Raw genomic sequence first — 22,609 nt, 5'->3', positions numbered from 1 at the left:
GTGTTGTTTTTTTATGTTTTTTTATAAGTTGCAAAAAAAGGTGGAAATATTATGAAAAATAAACTACTTCGAAAAACCGATCGAAAATTTTCCGGAAAATTTCAATTGTATTCAGGTGCCGAAAGATTTTTGGCGGTTTTTATAATGGGACTGTTATTGCTTGGCAGCGGCACAAGTCTTTTTGCCGCCACAGCTGATCAGAGTAAAGTATTGCCGAGGATACTCCAGCAACTTGAAACGGAAGGGAAAAAAGTCCTCAGTTCGTCTGCAATGGAAAAAAACAGTGAAACAATTATTACGGTAGTCTTGGGTAACAAAGAGGTTAGAAAGTATGATGGCGGCGGTCAAATGATCGAGCGCAAGGATGCCCGGGGCCGGATCACGCAATACGAGGATGGCCAACCGGTCAAAGAACGAAATGCAAGCGGAACCGTCATTGCTGAATACGAATACCTTCGTGATAAAACCGGGAACATTCAAAAGATGGTGAAAAAGGGCTTGACCGGTGTTGAGATCAAGATTTACGACCGGAAAGGCAACGTGATTCAGGCATCCAATACTCAGGGTATTCATACTTACAGCAATTATGTTAAAAATAACAAGGGTAAGACGGTTAGTTTCATTGAAAGAAACATGAATGACAATAAAATGTACAAAGTTATTCTGGATCCTAAAACCGGAAATGAAATCACCAAAATTGACAATAACGGCATCCGGATTGATATTTCGCATAAATTCGATTTGAATGGTGAAAAGACCGAGACGGTTGAGAGGGATTCCGCCGGCAATGTGATTATCAAACGGTTTTCTCAGGGGCAGGTGGTGGAAGAAGAAAAAAATGGATTACTGACTAAATTTGAAACGATTTCGGATGAGAACGGGGTGATGAAGCAGCGCATTGAGTATAAACAACAGCCCTCGGCAACCGGCATGGTGACTGAAAAAATCGTGCGCGACTACGATAATGTCGGCCGTGTTTTGCGCAAAGAAGATCAGACAAGTATTTCCAGTTATTCATACGAAGTCGGCGCGAATGGCCAGGTGGTGGCGCGGCATGAGGTGATTCAATATAAGGATAAAAATAAAGCACAACGTAATATTACGACCCGGTATGATGCGGTCGGCCGGATCACGGCGATTAAGGAAAAAAATAAAAATATTCAGTATAAACATATTCTTGATGAGCTGGGGAACCTGGTCACGACATTGGAATTTGTCGACATTCGGATAAACGGCCAGTCTTTTTCCGATATCATTCGCAAAGAATTCAATGAAACCGGACAAGTGGTTTCCAAGCGTGACGGCAACGGCCTGCAGACGCGGTACGCGTATGATTCTGTGGGCAATAAAATTAAGAGCGAGACTGAGCTGGAAACCACCAAGTATTTTTATGATGGCAGCCATCGGATGATTGCCAGTGAGACCACGGACTACCGGAGTTGGACACTCACCGTGTATGATGTTAAAACAAAAAAAGCCAAAAACAAAATCAGGATTACCAACAGCGGCGTGATCGAATTCACGGTCTTTGGCATCAATCCCGAAGGGAAACGCTACTCAGTCACCACGGAAGCGTTTGCAATTCGTTATACCATTGATCGGGATGCCGAAAGCGAGCAGCCGGAAAAAGTGATCCTGATCAAATTTAACGGCAGGCAGATCATCACCGATTACTCATATATCGGTGATCAATTGATTTCCAGTCATGAATCATCCCTGGGAGGCATCACGGATATTGTCTATAATTTAAAGGGTAAACCCAGTTCGGCGGTTACTGTTAATCAATGGGGTGTGCGCAGCACCACGATTTATCAGTATGGCAATGGCAGGATGAAACAATCGGTTCAGGAAGATTACAAAGGAAAAACAATAACGCTGCTCAATAAGTACGAGGACCCCTACAAGATTACCCGGATAAACAGTATCGGTTTTCCGCGGCGTTCGGAGGAAACGCGGATTTATAAAAACGGAATGCTTACGGAAAGTATTTCCACGGATGTTAAGGGCTGTAGTTATACTTATTATAATGAGCATGAAAAAACCGACAGTATTCATCGGGTCAATGAGCACGGGTTTCCCCGGAAAAACCGCGTGTTTCATCAGTATGATGATGGCGGGGATCTCATTCGGACGATTCAACGCGATAATCGTGGAATAACCCGGAACGAAATGGATGAAGATGGTTTGACCGGTCTCACGGTGCGTCTGGATCGTTTTGGTTTTCCGAAGAGAAAAACAACCACCTATCTCTATAAAAAAGGTGAATTGATCAGCAGTCTGACCAAAGATAAACGCGGCGAAGCCCACAATACATTTGATGTAGACGGACTGATGCGGAAAAGTCTGAGGAAAAAGATATTTGGCTATCCCCGCCTGGAAGCCACTCGCTATGAATACGATTATAATGGGTACATGACCTATAGTTTGGGAAATGATGCCAATGGTTTTACCCAAAATTATTATGACATTGATGAATTGGTCGCGTGTTCTTACCGGGAAAACCGTTTCGGTCATGCGCGTGAACAATGGACGATCAATGAATATGATGCTCAGGGTTTTTTGCGCATTAGCAAAGAGTTTGATCTCCGCGGCGTTACCCTGACGGAATATGACCGGGATAATTTGGCAACCTGCAACTTTCGGTATGATGTATTCGGACTTGAATATGCGAGAGAAACTTTTACCGTCAACCACTATGATGAACAGGGTTTTTTGATCAAATCCCTCAGTAAAAATTTGCTTTCAACCTCGGAAAAAAACTTTGATCGTGACAGTTTGGTGCAACTTGTGGACCAACATGATAACTTTGGAGTCATTGACGGGCGCCATAAAATTTCCGACAATTATATTTACAATGAGTTGGGACGTATTCAAAGCAACCGTACCCTTGATGACCTGGGCACGACGTTCAGTAGCTATGATATTCACGGAGATGCCGTTGAAACGCTGCGCGTTGCCTCCCTCGGCATTGGCGCTTCACGGAAAACGTATACTTGGTCGGGGTTCCATGCAGATACCGGGATGACCACGGCACGAAATTCATTTAATGAGGGCGGCATCACCCAGAGCATGGAGTTTGATCCCATCACGGGTTTGGAAAAACGCCAATTATCCAAGAATACATTTGGTTTAAGAGCCACCTGCCTGACGGAAACTTTTTTGGAAATGGATCCCCGCCATGGATTGTCCCGCAGCAGCCGCGCAGAAAATGCTTATGCCGTAACAACAACGGACTATGATGCGAAAATCAACAATGGGCCTTACGGGATTGCGGTCCGTTCACGAACGCAGAATAAATTCGGCTTGACCTATACCCGTGATACCGTCACCGCCATTGAAGCGGACATCCATACCGGATTGAACCGGCGCACCAAAGCAGAGAACCGTTACAGCACAACGTTGACGGAATATGATGCGTTGAGCCAGGGGCGGCATGGTGTGGCGGTTAAATCATACACCGCCAATTATTTCGGCATTGATGCCACGCGCAAAACCGCCACCGACATAAAAACAAATTTATGGAATGGTTTGAATCGTGAGACGGTGGCCAAAAACGCCTTCAGCACAACGCATACGAATTATGAGAGTGCGCATACCGGGGTGTCGACGGATTCAATGTCATGGAATAATTTTGGGTTGGGAGCCAATCAGGAAACATATACAGAGATTGTGGCCAACCAATGGAACGGCTTGAATCGCAATACAACGGCAACCACGGCATACGGTAAAACCGAGACCGTGTATGATGCCCGGAAATATGGCGTGGCTTTGACATCCAATACTGAAAATTTGTACGGACTTTTTTCTTCCCGAAGTACGCAAACCCTTATTTTCGCAAACACGGGCAATGGTTTAAATGAGAAAACGATTGCGGTCAATAACTACAGTGAAGCCGTGACCTTTTTTGACAGCCAGGATACAGGTCTGGCACGAACCTCGATCACGCGCAATCACTATGGCCTCGGGGCGACTCGTATTACAGTCACGGAAATGTACACGAACCGTTGGAATGGTTTGAACCAATATACAGTTGCGCGGAATGATTACTCGAAAACCACGACACGGTTTGATCATGTGAAAACCGGTGTGGCGGTGGAGTCGCTGGCGGAGAATTTTTACGGTCTCTTTGCCAGCCGGGAAACATATACCCGGATTAAAGCCGATAGTTGGAATGGATTGAACGAGGAGACGGTTGCCGTCAATGCCTATGGCAGCACATGGACCCGCTATGACCATCTGCAAACAGGCGTTGCGACCCAATCACGCGCATGGAATAATTACGGTCTGCATGCGACGCGACTGACCCGGACACAAATCCTGGCGGATCATTATAATGGCCTGAATAAAAAAACAGTGGCGAAAAATGATCATAGCGAGACAGTGACGCTGTACGATCATGCCGGCAGCGGCGTGGCGCTGTCCTCGCTTACGACCAATGTGTACGGTCTGGGTGCGGCCCAGGTGACGCGAACAAAAGTTACGGCAGATACATGGAATGGATTAAACCGGCAAACCGTGGCGGACAACCACTATGGCCGCACAGTGACCGTGTATGACCATGAACAGACCGGAAAGGCACTTCGGTCGACGGCGAATAATTATTTTGGTTTAGGCGCGACCCGGAAAACCATGACCAAAATCACCGCCAGCGCGTGGAATGGGCTCAACCTGCAAACCGAGGCGGTGAGTGCCTATGGTAAAACACTGACGTATTTTGACGGAGAAGATACCGGTGTCTCCGTCATGTCCGAGGCGTTGAATAACTTTGGATTGGCATCCGCCCGGAAAGTCAAAACCGCGATCACGGCAAACACGAAAAACGGTTTGAATCAAAAAACCGAGGCTGTCAGCGCGTATAACCGGACGCTTACCCGGTATGATGATCAAAAAAGCGGTGTGGCATTGGAATCCGATACTTGGAATAATTTCGGACTGGGCGCGACGCTTGAATCGCATTCGAAAATCCGAACCAATCTCTGGAATGGATTGAATGAAATGACCGTAGCCCGAAGTCACTATGCCGTGACCGTTACCCAGTATGACAGTCACGCCACCGGATGTGCGTTTTCATCGGATACCTTTAATCGATTTGGCCTGGGTGCGAACGCGGAAAGCCATACGGATATCACGGCCAATACATGGAACGGATTGAATCGGAAGACGGTTGCAATCACGGAAAGTTCAAAGACCATTACAACATACGATGATCGTGTCAGCGGCGTGGCCACTGAATCCGATACCTCGGCGGTATTCGGATTGGGCGCGAACGCGGAAACCCATACGGACATCGTTGCCGGCGCCTGGAATGGGTTGAATATTGAAACAATCGCAGTGAATGCCTACGGCATCACCACAACCGAGTATGATCAAGCCTTGACCGGGGTGGCGGAAAAAACCACGGTCAAAACGAATTATGGTTTATATGCGGCACGTGAGACGGAAACCGTAATTGGCGCCAATACCTGGAATGGTCTTAACCGTACCACCAAAGCCGTGAATGCCTATTCCATCACGCTCACGACCTATGATGATAAGCAATCCGGCGTGGCGCTGTATTCACTTGCGGAAAACAAATTTGGGCTGTTTGCAACGCGCACGACGGAAACAAAAATCGAAGCAAACCGGCACAGCGGTTTAAATATCAGTACGGAAGCGACCAATGCTTATGGAAAAACCTACACCCGCTATGATGATCAAGCAACCGGTATGGCGCTATGGTCGCGGGCGTGGAATAACTTCGGTCTTAAGGCATCACGCACAACCGACACGAGTATTATTGCCGATGAATTTAACGGATTAAATAAAATGACGATCGCGATGAATGAGTATGGGAAGACCTATACGATTTATGATGCGGAGAAAACCGGTGTTGCGCAACTGACTTTGGCGGAAAATAATTTTGGAATCGGCGCCACCCGTGAAACCGCCACAGTCATCACGGCCGATTTGTTTAATGGTTTAAACCGGGAAACAGTCTCGAAAAACAAGCATAGCGAGACCACCACCCAATTTGATGCGGACAACACGGGCGTGGCGCTTTCTTCGCAAAGCCGGAGTAATTTTGGGCTGGGTGCCAATCAGATGACGAGGACGAAAATTGATGCCGGTGAATGGAACGGCTTGAATAAAATGACACGCGCTGAAAATGCTTATGGAACGGTGACGACACTTTTTGATTCGGAAAAAACCGGCGTGGCAAAAATGTCCCGTGCGGAAAATAACTTCGGGCTGTTTTCCACACGACTATCCGACACCGAGATCAATGCCAATGATTGGAATGGATTGAATACCAGTACAATCGCCAGCACTCATTACGGCATTACCACGACCTATTATGATGACGAGGTTTATGGATGTGCCGAATATTCAGTGGCAGTCAATGCGTACGGTCTGCTGGGCGCTAAAATTACCACTTCAAATATCACTGCCAATACCTGGACCGGATTGAATGCGCAGACCGTCGTATCCAATGAGAACAGTACGACGGTTACACTCTATGATGATGAGCATAGCGGTACGGCCACGACAGCAATGGCCACAAATCACTTTGGGCTGGAGGGCGCCCGGGAAACGATTTCCACGATTACTGCCGACCGCTGGAACGGGTTGAATAAGGAAACCCGGGCGGTGAATCGGAACAGCATGGTGACAACCTATTATGATGATGAGGAAACCGGTGTTGCCCGGTTGTCACAAACGATTAATAACTATGGCGTGGGTGCGGCGGAATCAACGGAAACTCAAATTGAAACGGATCTTTGGACCGGGTTGAATATTAGGACGATTGCAGTGAATGCGTATGGTGAGACAGAGACGAAATATGATCATGAGCATACGGGAGTTGCCACATTTTCCCGCAGCAGGAATCAATTTGGGATTGGGGCGGCACGTGTCACGGAAACGGTTATCACCGCCAACCTGAAAAACGGATTGAACCGCAGGACCAAGGCGCAAAACAGCTCAGGAACCACCTGGACCTATTATGATGACGCGCGGACAGGGTCGGCTTTGCGGTCGCACACGGAAAGTAATTTCGGCGCTTTTTCAAGCCGGACCGTGGAGACAACCATCGTGGCCAACAGGGAAAATGGTCTTAATAAAGTTACAACGGCGATTTCCGATTACAGTACATCGGTTACTTTTTTTGATGATACGTATACCGGATTGCCGCAGTTTTCGCGTACCAGCAATAATTTTGGACTGGGCGCCACAGCTGAAACCGATACTCTGATTCAGGGCAATGCCTGGACCGGGCTTAATTGCCGGACCACCGCCATGAATGCCTATGGCACCACCGTGACAAAGTATGATGATGAAAAAACCGGATTATCACAATCGACGGAAGCCTGGAATCATTTCGGCATCCTGTATACGCGCGAGACCGCCACGATCATTGAAGCGGATGGTTGGAACGGATTGACGAAGAAAACAATTGCGGACAATCAATACAGCACCACGACCACGCTCTTTGATTCGCAGGACACCGGTTTGCCGGTGTATTCCCATGGAAAAAATAAATTTGGGCTTTTGGACAGCCGGGAAAACAGGACATACATCCAAACCAATACCTACACGGGTTTGAACAAAACAACGGTTGCCATCAACGGGTTAAGCACAGTCACCAGTCACTATGATGATGCCAAGACCGGTCTGGTTCAATACAGCCATGCTGAAAATGTTTACGGCATCGGAGCAGCGCGGAGCACGGTTTCGGTGAATGACACGAATGCCTGGAATGGATTGAACCGCAGTACGCTGACCGTGAATGACGCCGGCACTTCCACGACATATTACGATCATGAGGAGACCGGTACGGCGGTTGCGTCCCTGGCGGAAAATAATTTTGGAATTTATGGCGCACGGGCAACCCGGTCGGCGATTACAGCGAACATTGCCACCGGACTCAATGAAGTGGTTGTGGCGGAAAACGATAACAACATAATCATTACCCGGCATGATGGCGGGGACAGCGGTGTGGCGGTTTCTTCCATCAGCTATGCCAAGTTCGGCTTGATCGGTGCACGGGAAACCCAAACCGCCATTGAGGCTGACCGCAGCACCGGACTCAATTGCCGGACAACCGCAGTGAATGAATTGAATACAACCGTGACTTATTTTGACGATCAGGCCACCGGGCTGCCGCAGCAGTCTGAGACCACCTCGCATTACGGTCTGCTGTCAACGCGAACGACGCTGACGGATATTCTCTCGAATACGTGGACCGGCTTGAATAAAACAACCGTTACGGACAATGATTACACGACCACGGTCACCACGTTTGATGAATGGGATACCGGCGTACCGCTGGAAAGCCGGGACAGAAATAAATACGGACTACTGTCCACCCGGGACACCCATACGCGGATTGAAACCGATTTGAACACCGGGATGAATACAAAAATCGTTTCCACCAACGGTCAAGGCAGCACAACAACTTATTATGAAGATCGCGAGCACGGTGTCCCCACCAGCTCCAGGTCCGAAAGCCGCTATGGTGTTTGGGGCAGCCGGATGACCCATACCCGGATGAAAGCAAATGTAAAAACCGGCATTAATATTGAGACGCTGGCGACGAACAGTCTTAGCGAGACAACCACGTGGTATGACCAGACCTACGGCACTGCCATGCGCTCATACTCGAAAAATTATTATGGCACCCTTGCCAGCCGGAGTTCGGAGACGGACATCACGGCCGATAAAACAACCGGTCTGAGCATCCTCACGGTTGCCAAAAGCGCCTTCGGAACAACCACAACCCAGTATGATCATCTTGGCACCGGCACGGCATTTCAGTCCGACACAGCAGGGAATTTCGGCATTCTCTACAGCCGCAATGCCAGCACCCAAATTTTTGCGGATGATTTTTCCGGGATGAGCACGAAGACCATCGCAACATCACAGTACGGCACGACAACGTCGTTTTATGATGCAAATTACGGGACTATGACCAAGAGTGTGGCAAATAACCTATACGGTGCCAAGGACTCCCGTGAAGTGACAAATTACTACCGGGTTAATTTGCGTACGGGCATTAATTTAAGTTCTGTCGCGTTTACCGAAACCGGAAAGAACAAGATGTATTATGACCGGGACGGTATTACGACGAAAACCATCAGTGAAAATAAATTTGGTGCGGAATATGCGCGGAAAACAGAAACCCGTGTCACCGCAGACAGGATCACCGGACAAAATTTAGTGACGGTTGCCACCAATCGTATGGGGAGAACAACCTCCTATTTTGACCGGCACTATGGGGTGGTTGAGCGTCAAGTTACGGAAAGTTACTATGGCCCGAAAGGGGGCCGCCAGAGCAACACCCTTGTGGATGCCGACCGTAACACCGGGTTGAATAAAAGCACCTTTAGTTACTCTGATTTATCCCAAACATGGACCCGGTACCATTCTGAAACCGGCGCCCAAACAGAGTCCACTGTTTTGTTAAACCGGCAGTATAATTTGGGATGTGTTCAGGTGACCAAGAATACCTTTCAAACGCGCGACAACGGTCTGCTGTCCAGTTCCACAGCCATCAACGGCATGGGAATAACCCAGACTGACTATACTGACAATGGCTTTGCCGCCACCAGCACCACTTATTCCAATGTTGGATTGGCATATATGACAGTGACATCCATTGCCGTCAATAAAAACACAGGATTAAACAAAACAACCGTTGCCAAATCTTATTCCCGCAAGGATAAGAGAAGTCTCGTGACAACAACGACAACCAGGCATAACCGGAATGGTTTTGCCGTCGAGATGCTGACTGAAAATCATTACGGCGCATACAAAGGGCGGAGCAACGTGACCTATTATATTCAGACAAATGCCTATTCCGGTATAAAAGAAAGGACCAAGTCCAGAAACGGACTGGGCAGGAGCGAAACTTTTTTTAATGAAAAGGGTGTCGAGACAAAAACGATATCCAGAAGTTATTTGGGCCCCCGTTACGGAAGAAAGACGGATATTTATACTGCTGAATGGGACGGCGCGACGGGAATGAAGCGGAAAACATATTCTGAAAACCCGATGACCAAGATCTGGCAATATTACAATGAACACGGGTTGCCGGCGAGTTATCAAAAAGATGTGTATAATAATTACGCGGCAGGAACCGGGGACCGTATTTCGCATGTTACTACGGGGCCGTTACACTGGAGCGGTATTCCGTCAGAGACATTATCAACCACGCTAATTGGATCTAATCGAAATTATGCAGATAAAAATGGATTTGTGACCCATTCATACAGCACACGTGATTTTGGGGAAAACGGGAGCCAGAGAACATGGGCGACCTATAATGTGAATAAATCCACCGGACTCAATAGTAGCTCCCGCACATATAAATGTAATGGCCGGGGACACACACGCACATCGTTTGACGGGAATGGAATGGCAGTCAAAGGCGCTAGCTGGAGTCCTAAGAAGAATAAGTCCATTTTTTCGCAATACACTAAATCCCGTTTTGAGAACTACAATAATCCAGACACCGGGATTCCATACTGGTCCGCGTCCTTTGATGATGACGGTTCCAAAATAACCTCGCGCAGCCCGAGCAGGGTCGGGTGGACATGTCATTCTTTTGTAACCGTGAAATGGAATGATTACAAGGGGCGTCCTTATTATGGATATACCCATAAGGCGTATTCAAGCGGTTCCGGAAAGAATGAAAAGAAGAAATGGCGGAAATGGAGAAGCTATTATCAAACATACAGTTTAACCGGTTTGATGAAACGAGAACGCCGGGTACCTGTTAAAAATTGTAAGTTTGATGAAAAAATTGTTTATTACGACCAAGATGGTGTGGAAAAGAAATCTGCTACGGCGGCCTATGATGAGCCGGTTGCTGAGCAGGAACAGTGGACTTATTATAATTATCATAACAAAGAGTTGAACAGCAAAGTGGTCCGGTACGGTGACATCAAGACAGTGGAGCAGCTTGAGCTGTCCGAGTATGGTAAAGATGGCGCCAAGGAACACTTTCCGTCAATTGTTAGAGTTATCTTTCATCAGGCATTGTATGTCACGGAGATGCTGATTGTTTATGCAGTGACACCGGATGGCCCTTATTCCGCAACGGTGACCGATAACCAGGGAACGGAATTATGGGTTCTCAATGGCGATTACCATCAGGCGGATACTGTAAGGCGGTATCGTACCAGTTATGGCGGTGCGACAACCTTGTGGGTGTATACATCGACACCGGAAGGGCGCTATCATACGGCAGCCGATATTACTTATACGGATCTGTGGGGATTGCACAACGGCCATGGTCAGGAATATTATACTGAGACCGGTATTTTAAACAAACAAGTTCTCAGCAACATGAATAGCTGGGATGAGACCATCACCTATTACAATGACGGGCAGTTTGTAACCAGTGCCGCAGGGTTGCGCGAAGACGGACAAACCACATTATATACGTTTGTCGGGATGAATGATATTGCATCCAGTCAGGATGACAAGGGTATGACGGTTTGGAATCCCGGTACGCATAAAAGGGATCGTACCCAGGGCGGGATGGGCACGTTTGTCTATACGTACAGCGGAGACCGTATGGAAAAAATTGACGGCGTGGCAGTGGATGGCACAACCATGACCTTGGATGCCTACTGGAACCTCCAAACCTGGACAGATAGCCGGGGGGTGGTGCACACCTATTCACCGACCACCAGTGTGAAATCGTATTGGACCGGCGCCATTGAACGGTTTACAGATACAGCGGGCAATCAGTGGGTCGGTGAAGTTTCTTATGATACATCCGGGTTTTATTACACCGGCAGCCAATTAAAATCCCTGGGCGCGGATGTTTCGCAATCCAATGCCGACAATACGGTTGCGCTAAACGGCCAAACTGCCATTGATTTTATTAAGCAGCTGCTCAAACAAAAATATACTGAAAAAGAAACCTCCGGCGGGCACAGTACACTTGGTGAAAAAATGGCGGAAGCCTTAACCCAGAGTGATTTGGATATGATTGCTGATGTTGAAATCGATATTCAAACCGACGGATCAACCTTATCCCGGTTCAATAATATCCGGTTTACCCAGACACTGTTCACCAAGGAGGTTTTGACTGAGGGGAAGAAAGAAACGGTCATGACCAGCGAGTGGAGCCGGCAGAGCCCGCAAAAATATGACAGTTACAACAGTGATAATTACAACAATCCTCAGTTTGTCGGGCATTGTGGTTATTCATATGATATTGAGACCCGACTTGTGACAGATCCTGAGTCCGGCCAACAGCACACAGAGTATCGCTATTTACAGTTTGCCTATAGCCGGGAGTATTTGGGATTTGCCTGGGTAAAAACCGGGACCAAAGACAACCAGTTTTTTAGTGAAACCCTTACGCTGAATACCAACACGGTGGTTGCGGGTCCGATTGGCGGCAAAGACAAGTCAATCGGTGTTCAGGCGGCAAGTGTGCAAACCAACCGGCGGCAGCATACCTTCAACCGGAATCCCAAAGGTGTGGTGCTGGGCGGCGGCAGCTTGATTCCGGCGGACAAGGCGGAACCCGCTTCTGTCGGCAGCAAGGCATTAAAAATGTCTGCGGCAATACCTGAGCTTGCTGATGAACAAGCAGTAAAAGGAGCGGTGGTATCGACCCAAATGGATGCTCCTGAAAAGGAAAAAACGGTTAAGCGGAAAATATCTCTTAACAGTGTGGGTGTGCGGGAGGTACGGAAAGCGATGTTGGCAATACTTCGGCAGATGGATCTTACGAAAATCCGGGAAAGCATATTGGATGAACTGGAAGCATCCAATATGCAACCGCTCATCAATGTCATGCAATCAATATTCGGCAAAGAATACAAAGCATCCTGGCTGAGTCAGGTGACCGAATTTTTATTGAACAACGGCCGCATGCTTGAAGATTTAAAGGTGGCACTGACAGGCGAGGCGATACCCCAGGAAACCAAAAAGGCCTTGACCATGGCCAAGGAGTTGCAGTCTGAGAAAAATGTCAAACGTGATGAAAAAGGACGTGTGCTTGATGTGGTGGATAGGAGAGGTGTGCGTCACGAATTTGTTTATGAGACTTCAGGTGTGACGGAAAAGACCTCGGGCGGAGGAAGTACCGCTTGCATCAAGCACTATGATCTGGAAGGACGGCTGCTTTCCGAGACGGAAGGCGGCGTGAATAAAGTTTACGATTATGAATACACGGCAAAAGGAGAGATTTCTAAAGTCTATGTGGCGCAGCGTTCCGAGGATGGACTCGCACAATCAGAGTATGACGCCCAAGGGCGATTGATCTTGTTGGCGCAAGGAGATCAAACCCGCACGTATCACTATACGGGGCAGGGAACAGATGTCTATACGGTTGTGCTCTATGGAGAGCAGGGCAGTATTCTCGAAGAAAGGGATTACCGTTCCGGCATGCTGACGTGTCGCCGCCAATTGGACGGGTCAACCACACGTTATCACTATTCAAAAAATAAATCCGGAAAAATTTCGGAGATTCACCAAGAAATTGAGGCGCGAAATGGTGACAAGCATTATATGAAATACGATCAAACCGGCAGATTGATTGCCCGTGGAAAAAAACGGGAGAAGCTGGAAAAAATTGCCAAGAAAGATTCATTTGCCGAGCAGGCGCTGGATTTTAGTTCGCAGGAAAACGGACTCGCGGATCCGCGCATGGAGCGAATGAAAATGGATCACCGGCGATTCCAATTGCAGCAATAAACCGGGGGAGATGTGTTTCAGCGAGGCAATGATTCCGGGGAAGTGTGATTTTTCGATTTGCGACGAAAAAAGAGAGATGCCAGCATACCTATAAATAATAGTAATAAAGAAAAAGGGATGATATTTCCGAAACGGGTGAAGAATGTTTTGAACTGCCGGGGGTGGATTTGGACAAGTTTGACCCCTTCTTTATAATAGGGCAAGGCATCGCTGATATTACCCCAGGGATCCACCACACAGGTTGGCCCGGTCATGTCCGCTTTGGCGATATAGGCCCGGTGCTCAACCGCTATAAAAACAGACATGGCGGTATGCTGGAAGCTCATGGCGGAGTTGCCGGACCAGCTGTTATTGGCGACAACACAGAAGAAATCAGCACCCTCCCGCGCAAGTTGATATCCAAGTTCCTCGAAAAGATCTTCATAACAAATGAGTACGGAAAAATTCACAGGATCAAGCCGGAAATTGGAATAATCATCTCCGGGTTCAAAGTCAATCGGGACGGGTTCCTGTACAACCGTCTGGAGATAGCGTTTTAGAAAATTATATGGAATATATTCGCCAAAAGGGACCAGGTGGATTTTGCGATACCGCCCCAAAGTTTGACCTTGTTTGCCCAGATAAAAAGCGCTGTTGTAATGGTGCCAGACCGGTTTTTTTTCCAGATCTTTTTCCTGTAGATATTCATTGCTGGTCAGTAGTGTAGGAATACCGCTTTCACGTATAAGGCTGCGCAGTTGATTATTCCATTTTTGGAGGGGTTCAAATTCCAGAATACCCGGGAAACAGGATTCAGCCCAGACAATCAGATCAGGGTGTTGCTTGGCGGCTGTTTGATGGAGATCGCGCATGGTTGCCATGGCTTTTTTCCGGTAGGTACTATCCCATTTTTGCCGTGTATTGATGTTACCCTGGAGCAATGCCACCGTGAGCGTATTTTTCGGGAGATTGACAAACAGCAGGGTCTCGATAACCACATAGACGCCGGAGAAAATCCCGAGCAGGATGATTGATGCGATAACGACTGTCTGGATGGTTTTTTTTCGGAGAGCATCCTGTAAGCTTGCCAGGGAAAACGGGATGGAACGCCATGCCGGAGGAAGACCGCGGGTTTGGCGGACAAATTTTTCCAATAGATCAGTGCCCAGTATATTGATGAAAAGAACAAGAAAGGATAGGCCGCCGACACCAACGACCGAGGCCAGCTGACGAAAAGCCGGATTTGCATACTGCGTATGCCCCAAACTTCCCCAGGGCCAGCCGGCGGTAAGAATGTGTCCGCGCAGGTATTCCCAAGCAACCCAGACAACCGGAAGAATAAAGTGGTCCGGCCAGTGGAGGCGCTGACGGATGGCTTTGGCAGTAGCGCTGAACAGTCCAAAGTAAACACCGCCGAAGATGGCAAAGAGAAGCCAGGCAAAGGCATTGTCAATATTGGTGTTTCTGCCAATCAACCGGACCCAGGCCAAAATGCCGGTGAAATAGATAAAACCCATAAGCCAGGCGTAGCCAAAAGAACGAAACCAGTCATTTTGCCGCCATATATATATGAAAGGTATAAAACTGACCAAGGCCAAAAAACTGTGCCAGCCGGAATAGCCAGTCAGTAAAAAATTAGGGAACGAAAAGATTTGTAGAAAACCGGATAATGATACCAGCAAGATACCAAAGCGTATCTTGGAATGAAAAGGCTGAGGTGTTGTCAAAGGCATGCATTACTCCAAATAGTTTTTATGAGTATAGCATAAATTTAATGGGTATTATTCATAAAGCATATTTTTAATAGGTCAGTCGTGAATGCGGGATACTGATGAGGCGGGAAAGGTTAAAGATAAAAAAATTGCAAGTCGTTTTTTTGAGGTGTGTTGGAAAATAATAGTATCTCAGGAGTATTATCTGAGGTAAGGGAACAAAGCGCCGGTAAGTTGTTTGGGAAAGAGTGCATTAAAATGCAGGCAGGATAAAGTTTTTCAGTAATTTGTGTTTTTTTAAAACCGACACAGAAATTGTTGTTAAGAAAAAAACAGGTTCCATTTGGAGTTTTTTTGGATAATTTTCGTTTTTTTTCGGAGCAGAGAATTTTTCGGTTTTTTTACAATAGATTGCCAAAAAGATAAAATTCAACAAAATCACTGTAAACAAAGGATATTATGAAACGGCGATATTTGTATTCCCGTGGTTGGTGTGATATACTTTAATCAAAGGAAAAAAAACAATATTTATTAATATTTTTACAAATAATTCAGTTGTTAAGGAGGAACCGTCATGGCTTCCATTCATGCGTATCAAAAAATGAATTCTTCGAGTTTAGTCTTTGGCAGGATCAATTGGCTGGGGACGCTCGCACTCTTGGGTACTCTATTATTATTTATAGGGGTATCCCTGTCCAATGCCGGAGTGGTGGAGGAAAAAGTTCTTCCCAAGATCATGAAACAGTTAAAAGATCAGGGAAAGAACGTTCGCAGCACCTCGGTGATGGATGTGAGCGGCGAGTCGGAAATTACGATTACGTTGATGACCGGCGAAGTCAGACAGTATAATGAGAAGGGCCAGCTCACCAAAGCGGTTGATCCCTACGGCAAAGTAACGCTGTATGAAGACGGCATGCCGACGGAGGAACTGGATCCCAACGGCACGGTGATATCGCGTACTAAGTACTACAAATCAGCGACCGGGAAATTGCAAAAAATGGTTAAGCGTTCGGCAGCCGGCGTGGTTACCAAACTGTTCGATTCTGATGGCAATGCGGTTCAGGCGACGGACTCGCAGGGCAGTAAAATTTTCTCTAATTATATTAAAAATGAGGATGGAAAAACAGTCAGTTATGTGGAAACCGATCTTGCGACCAACAAAACGGTCACAAATATTCTTGATCCTAAAAATGGTGAAGTGGTTGCCAAAATTGACGGCAACAATATCCGGACCGATATCGAGAATCAATACAATGAGGATGGCGAGAAAGTCGGCGTGGTAGAACGTGATTCTGCCGGGAAGGTTGTTACAAAGAAATATGAAAATGGACAAATGGTTGAAGAGACCCGAAATGGCATCAAGACTACCTTTGAAAATGTTGTGAACACAAAGGGTGTTTTGACAGAGAAAAAAGAGATTAAAATGATGCCCACGGCTGATGGGATGATTGAGGATATCACCACGAAGAAGTATGACGACCAAGGACGCGTCATTGAGATGGAAAATGCCGGCGGCCGTCATACCTATACATATGAAACCAATGCCGAAGGCAGAATTATTGCCCGCAATGAGAAAACCGAACCCAAGGACGGGACCCAGCCGACAGAAAAATTAACAATTTATGATGAAACCGGAAAAGTTGTCGGTACCAAAAGCGATAATAGCGAGACCAAGATTACCAACGTGGTTGACGAGAAGGGTAATTTGGTTTTTTCTTCAGAGATTATCACCTATAAATTCGGCGGCCAGGTTTATTCTACAGTAGTAACGAAAAAGTATGATGATAATGGTAACGTGCTGATAGAGAGCGATCAATACGGTAATCAAACCCAGAACACTTATGATGCCAAAGGTAACCGCATTCGGACGAAAAATGAGGATTCGGTTACAAACTATACGTATGATGATGCCAATCGTCTGGTTTCCGGCGTAAGTCAGGATAGAAAAAGTAGAACACTGACGAATTATAATGAAGATACCAAATTGGCAGAACGTAAGGTGATGATTAAAAACAGCGGTGTGGTTGAAATCACGACCTATGGTATTACGTCCAACGGGAAACGCGCCAGCTATACCCAGGGGCCGTTTGGGATTAAGGTTTCGGTGAACCGGGATGCAACCTCGGACCAACCAGAGAAAACAACTTATACCAAGTACAATGGAAAAGTGATTGTCACCAAGTATCAGTATGCCGGCGAGCATATGATTACGAGTAAAGAGGAAGGTCCGAGCGGGGTTACTGAGACTAAATACAATGGCTCCGGACAGCCGATTGAAACCTTTCTGACGGATCAATGGGGCCGGACAAAATTTACGGTGAATGAATACGCCAAAGGTAAAATTGCTCAGTCTTTGTTGACGGATGACAAGGGCAAGACGGTAACCACCTTTAATAAAGACGGTGATCCTAAAAAAATTGTGCGTGAAAACGAGATTGGTTATCCCCGTAAAACCGAGGAAGAGCGGACCTACAAAGACGGGATGCTTTCGGTTTCGGTGAGTTATGATGTCAAAGGTAAAACCATTACCTACTATGATGAGAATGAACTTCCGGTCAAGGTTCATCGCATTAATTACCACGGTTTTCCTCGTGAGCACTGGACCTATAATTTTTATGATGCGGGCGGAGATGTTGAAAGCAGTGTTCAACTGGATGAGCGTGGTCAAACACGTAATTCTTTTGATGCTGATGGCTTGACGCAAGAAAGTGTCCGGGTGGATATTCATGGGTTTCCTAAGAAAAAGACCACGTCATATACTTATGATGATGGCGAAATGGTTAGCAGCATTACAGATACAGATCGCTATACGGACCACAACAAGTTTGATAAAGACGGCCTGATGCGGGAAACCACTAAAGAAAAGAAATTTGGATTTCCGAAGACGGAACATACGACCTACGAATACGACAACAATGCCTATATGACCTTTAGCCGTTCCGAGGACGCCAATGGCACGACAGAAAATTTTTATAATATTGATGAACTGGTGGCAATTTCACATCGTGTCAATACCTACGGACATGCGCGGGATCAATGGACGGTTAACTTGTATAACGGCAGCGGATATTTGACCAGCAGCAAGGAGACGGATTTGAAGGGGGTTACCATGACCGAGTTTAATATTGACGGTCTGGCTACCCAGAATGTTCGCTACGATCAATATGGTGTTGAATACAGCCGCAATACGCTGACGGTCAATGATTATGATGGCAATGGATTTATGACGACCTCTATGAGTAAAAATCTTTTGACAACAATGAAAAAAGAATTTGATAAGGATTCGTTGGTTCAGTATTCAGAACAAAATGACAATTACGGGTTGCTTGACGGTCGCTATAAAGTCAGCAATAACTATGCTTACGATGAATTCGGCCGTATTCAGAGCAATACCACGGAAGATGACTTGGGAAAAACAGAAAGCGCCTATGACATCCATGGCGATGCGATTGAGACCATTCGTCACGGCAAGGTTGGCTTGTACGCTTCGCGCGAGACAGTGACTCAATCCCAATTTGATGCCGATACCGGGATTACCACATACCGGGTTTCAAAGAGTGCGTATGGAACAACTGAGAGCTCGGGGTTTGATCCCAAGACAGGCTTGGAGTCGGTGAATACCTCAATGAATAATTTTGGTTTGAAAGGTGCACTTTATACTGTAACCGAAGTGGATATGGATGTCCGCCATGGTTTGCAGCGGTATTCCAAAGCTACCAATGAGTTAGGGGTGACGGAGACTTTTTTTGATACCCAATCCGATGGTCCTTATGGAATTGCCGTCAGAAGTAAGTCGGAAAATATTTATGGTCTTAAAGGCGCGCTTGAAACAGCAACGGAAATTACCGCCAGCAAGCATAATGGCATCACACAAGAAACTTTAGCGAAAAACGGCCTGGGTATTACCAAAACCAAATATCAAGATGGTATTGGAAATGCCATTCAATCAGAGACCGAGAATTTTTACGGTTTGAAAGGCGCCCGCAGCACCAAAACCGAAATTACCTCCAGCGAGTATCATGGTATTACTGAGTATACGGATGCCAAAACTGAATTAGGTCGTACTCAGACTTGGTATGGCGAGGGTGTGGGCAATGCACATAAATCAGTATCGGACAATACGTACGGCCTGAAAGGATCTTTGCATACTGAGACGACGATTCAATCCAGCGAATTCCATGGTATCACGGAGCATACCGAGGCGGTCAATGAGTTGGGAACGACTCAGACTTGGTATGGAGAAGGTGTTGGGAATGCGGTGAAATCAGTATCAGATAATAATTATGGTTTGGGCGGTTCCAAACATACTGAGACAACGATTCAATCCAGTGATTTCCACGGTATTACCGAATATACGCAAGCAATCAACGAATTAGGAACCACCCAGACTTGGTATACCGAGGGAGTCGGTAACGCTACGCGATCGATTACGGACAATGTTTATGGTCTTGGCGGCGCCAAGCATACGGAGACCACGATTCAGTCCAGTGATTTTCATGGGATCACTGAATATACCGACGCGGTGAATGAATTGGGCCGTACCCAGACCTGGTATGCTGAAGGTGTGGGGAATTCTGTGAAATCAGTTTCGGATAATATTTTTGGTTTAAAGGGTGCCTTGCATACGGAGACCACAATTCAGTCCAGTGAGTTTCATGGTATTACAGAGCAGACCGACGCGGTGAATGAATTAGGTCGTACCCAGACATGGTATCAAGAGGGTGTGGGGAATTCTGTGAAATCGATTTCCGACAATGTATTTGGTCTTAAAGCATCCAAGCATACCGAGACGACGATTCAGTCCAGCGAGTTCCATGGTATTTCAGAATATACCGATGCGGTCAATGAGATGGGTCGTACGCAGACCTGGTATGCCGAAGGCGTTGGAAACGCGGTGAAATCGGTTTCCGACAATGTATTTGGGTTGGAAGGTGCCAAGCATACGGAGACCACAATTCAGTCCAGCGAGTTTCATGGCATTACCGAGTATACAGATGCAGCCAATGAATTGGGTCGTACCCAGACCTGGTATGTTGAAGGTATTGGGAATGCAATGAAGTCGGTTTCGGATAACACGTATGGCTTGGGTGGTTCCAAACATACGGAGACCACGATTCAATCCAGTGATTTTCATGGCATTACCGAGTATACCGATGCGACCAATGAGTTGGGCCGCACACAGACTTGGTACCAGGAAAATGTAGGCAATGCGACCAAATCAGTATCAGATAATATTTATGGTTTGAAAGGCGCCTTGCATACGGAGACCACGATTCAATCCAGCGATTATCACGGTATCACAGAATATACGGATGCGACCAATGAGTTGGGCCGCACACAGACTTGGTACCAGGAAAATGTAGGCAATGCGACCAAGTCAGTATCAGATAATATTTATGGCTTAAAAGGCGCGTTGCATACCGAAACCACAATTCAGTCCAGTGAGTTCCATGGCATTACCGAGTATACGGATGCGGTGAATGAATTGGGTCGCACCCAGACCTGGTATGGCGAAGGTGTCGGAAACGCGACCAAGTCGGTTTCGGACAATGTTTTTGGATTAAAAGGATCTTTGCATACCGAGACCACGATTCAGTCCAGCGAATTTCACGGTGTGAATGAATATACCGTGGGAATTAATGAATTGGGCCAGACTCAGACCTGGTACCAAGATGGTGTGGGTAATGCGACCAGATCAGTCTCGGACAATGTTTTTGGTTTGGGTGGTTCGAAGCATACTGAGACAACAATTCAGTCCAGCGATTTCCATGGTATTACCGAGTATACAGATGCGGTGAATGAATTGGGTCGTACGCAAACCTGGTACCAAGAAGGAATTGGGAATTCGACCAAGTCGGTTTCGGACAATGTTTACGGATTAAAAGGTGCGTTGCATACGGAGACCACAATCCAGTCCAGTGATTTTCACGGTATTACCGAGTATACGGATGCGACCAATGAATTGGGCCGCACACAGACCTGGTACCAAGAAGGAATTGGAAATTCGACCAAATCGGTTTCAGATAATATTTATGGATTGAAGGGTTCGTTGCATACGGAGACCGAAATTCAATCCAGCGAGTTTCATGGTATTTCAGAATATACCGATGCGGTAAATGACTTGGGTCGTACGCAGACATGGTACCAAGATGGTGTTGGAAACGCGACCAAGTCGGTCTCGGATAATAATTATGGATTGACCGGATCGAAACACACCGAGACCACAATTCAGTCCAGTGAATTCCATGGTGTGAATGAGTATACAGATGCGGTGAATGAATTGGGTCGCACGCAGACATGGTACCAAGATGGCGTTGGGAACGCGACCAAATCGGTTTCGGACAATGTATTTGGGTTGGAAGGCGCCAAGCATACGGAGACGACGATTCAGTCCAGTGAATTCCATGGTGTGACCGAATATACGGATGCGGTTAATGAGCTGGGTCGTACGCAGACTTGGTATGTTGACGGTGTGGGTAATGCGGCCAGATCAGTCTCAGACAATGTTTTTGGTTTGGGTGGTTCGAAGCATACGGAGACGACGATTCAGTCCAGCGATTTCCATGGTATTACCGAATATACCGATGCAGTGAATGAATTGGGTCGCACTCAGACATGGTATGTTGATGGCGTGGGCAATGCGACCAAGTCGGTCTCAGATAATATTTATGGATTGACCGGATCTTTGCATACTGAGACCACAATTCAATCCAGTGATTTTCATGGCATTACAGAATATACAGATGCGACCAATCAATTGGGCCGTACGCAGACCTGGTACCAAGATGGTGTTGGAAACGCGACCAAGTCGGTCTCGGATAATAATTATGGATTGACCGGATCGAAACATACAGAGACAGAAATTACATCAAGCCAGTTCCACGGCATCACGGAGTATACGGATGCGGTCAATGATTTAGGCCGTACCCAGACATGGTATGTGGAAGGTGTGGGAAATGCGGCGCGCTCGGTTTCGGATAATGTTTATGGCTTGGGCGGAGCGAAGCATACGGAGACAGAAATTACATCAAGCCAGTTCCACGGGATCACGGAGTATACGGATGCGGTTAATGAGCTGGGCCGTACCCAGACCTGGTATGTGGATGGCATCGGTAATGCTATGAATTCGGTATCGGATAATATCTATGGCTTGGGCGGAGCGAAGCATACAGAGACCGCGATTCAATCAAGCCAGTTCCACGGGATCACTGAGTATACGGATG

Annotated in this window: 3 protein-coding genes; 2 read left to right on the top strand and 1 reads right to left on the bottom strand. The window is 46.8% G+C overall.

What is annotated here, in order from left to right:
* Positions 1-51: 51 nt before the first annotated feature.
* Positions 52-13,695 carry a hypothetical protein gene (locus K8S19_01900; GenBank protein MCD4812438.1) on the top strand — a complete coding sequence of 4,548 codons (13,644 nt, stop codon included), beginning with the start codon at positions 52-54 and terminating at the stop codon, positions 13,693-13,695.
* A gap of 17 nt (positions 13,696-13,712) precedes the next feature.
* Here the strand turns inward: K8S19_01900 and lnt are convergent, their stop codons facing one another.
* Positions 13,713-15,407 carry an apolipoprotein N-acyltransferase gene (gene lnt / locus K8S19_01895; protein MCD4812437.1) on the bottom strand — a complete coding sequence of 565 codons (1,695 nt, stop codon included), beginning with the start codon at positions 15,405-15,407 and terminating at the stop codon, positions 13,713-13,715.
* A 553-nt stretch (positions 15,408-15,960) separates the two neighbouring features.
* Between lnt and K8S19_01890 the strand changes: the two genes are divergently transcribed.
* A partial coding sequence (locus K8S19_01890; GenBank protein MCD4812436.1) for a hypothetical protein occupies positions 15,961-22,609 on the top strand: 6,649 nt, incomplete at its 3' end.

The organism is bacterium, assembly GCA_021108215.1.
Lineage (GTDB): Bacteria > Oederibacteriota > JAAXVQ01 > JAAXVQ01 > JAUVAV01 > JAIORK01.
Note: the sequence above shows the minus strand (reverse complement) of the source record. Positions and strands in the feature narration are given on the sequence as shown.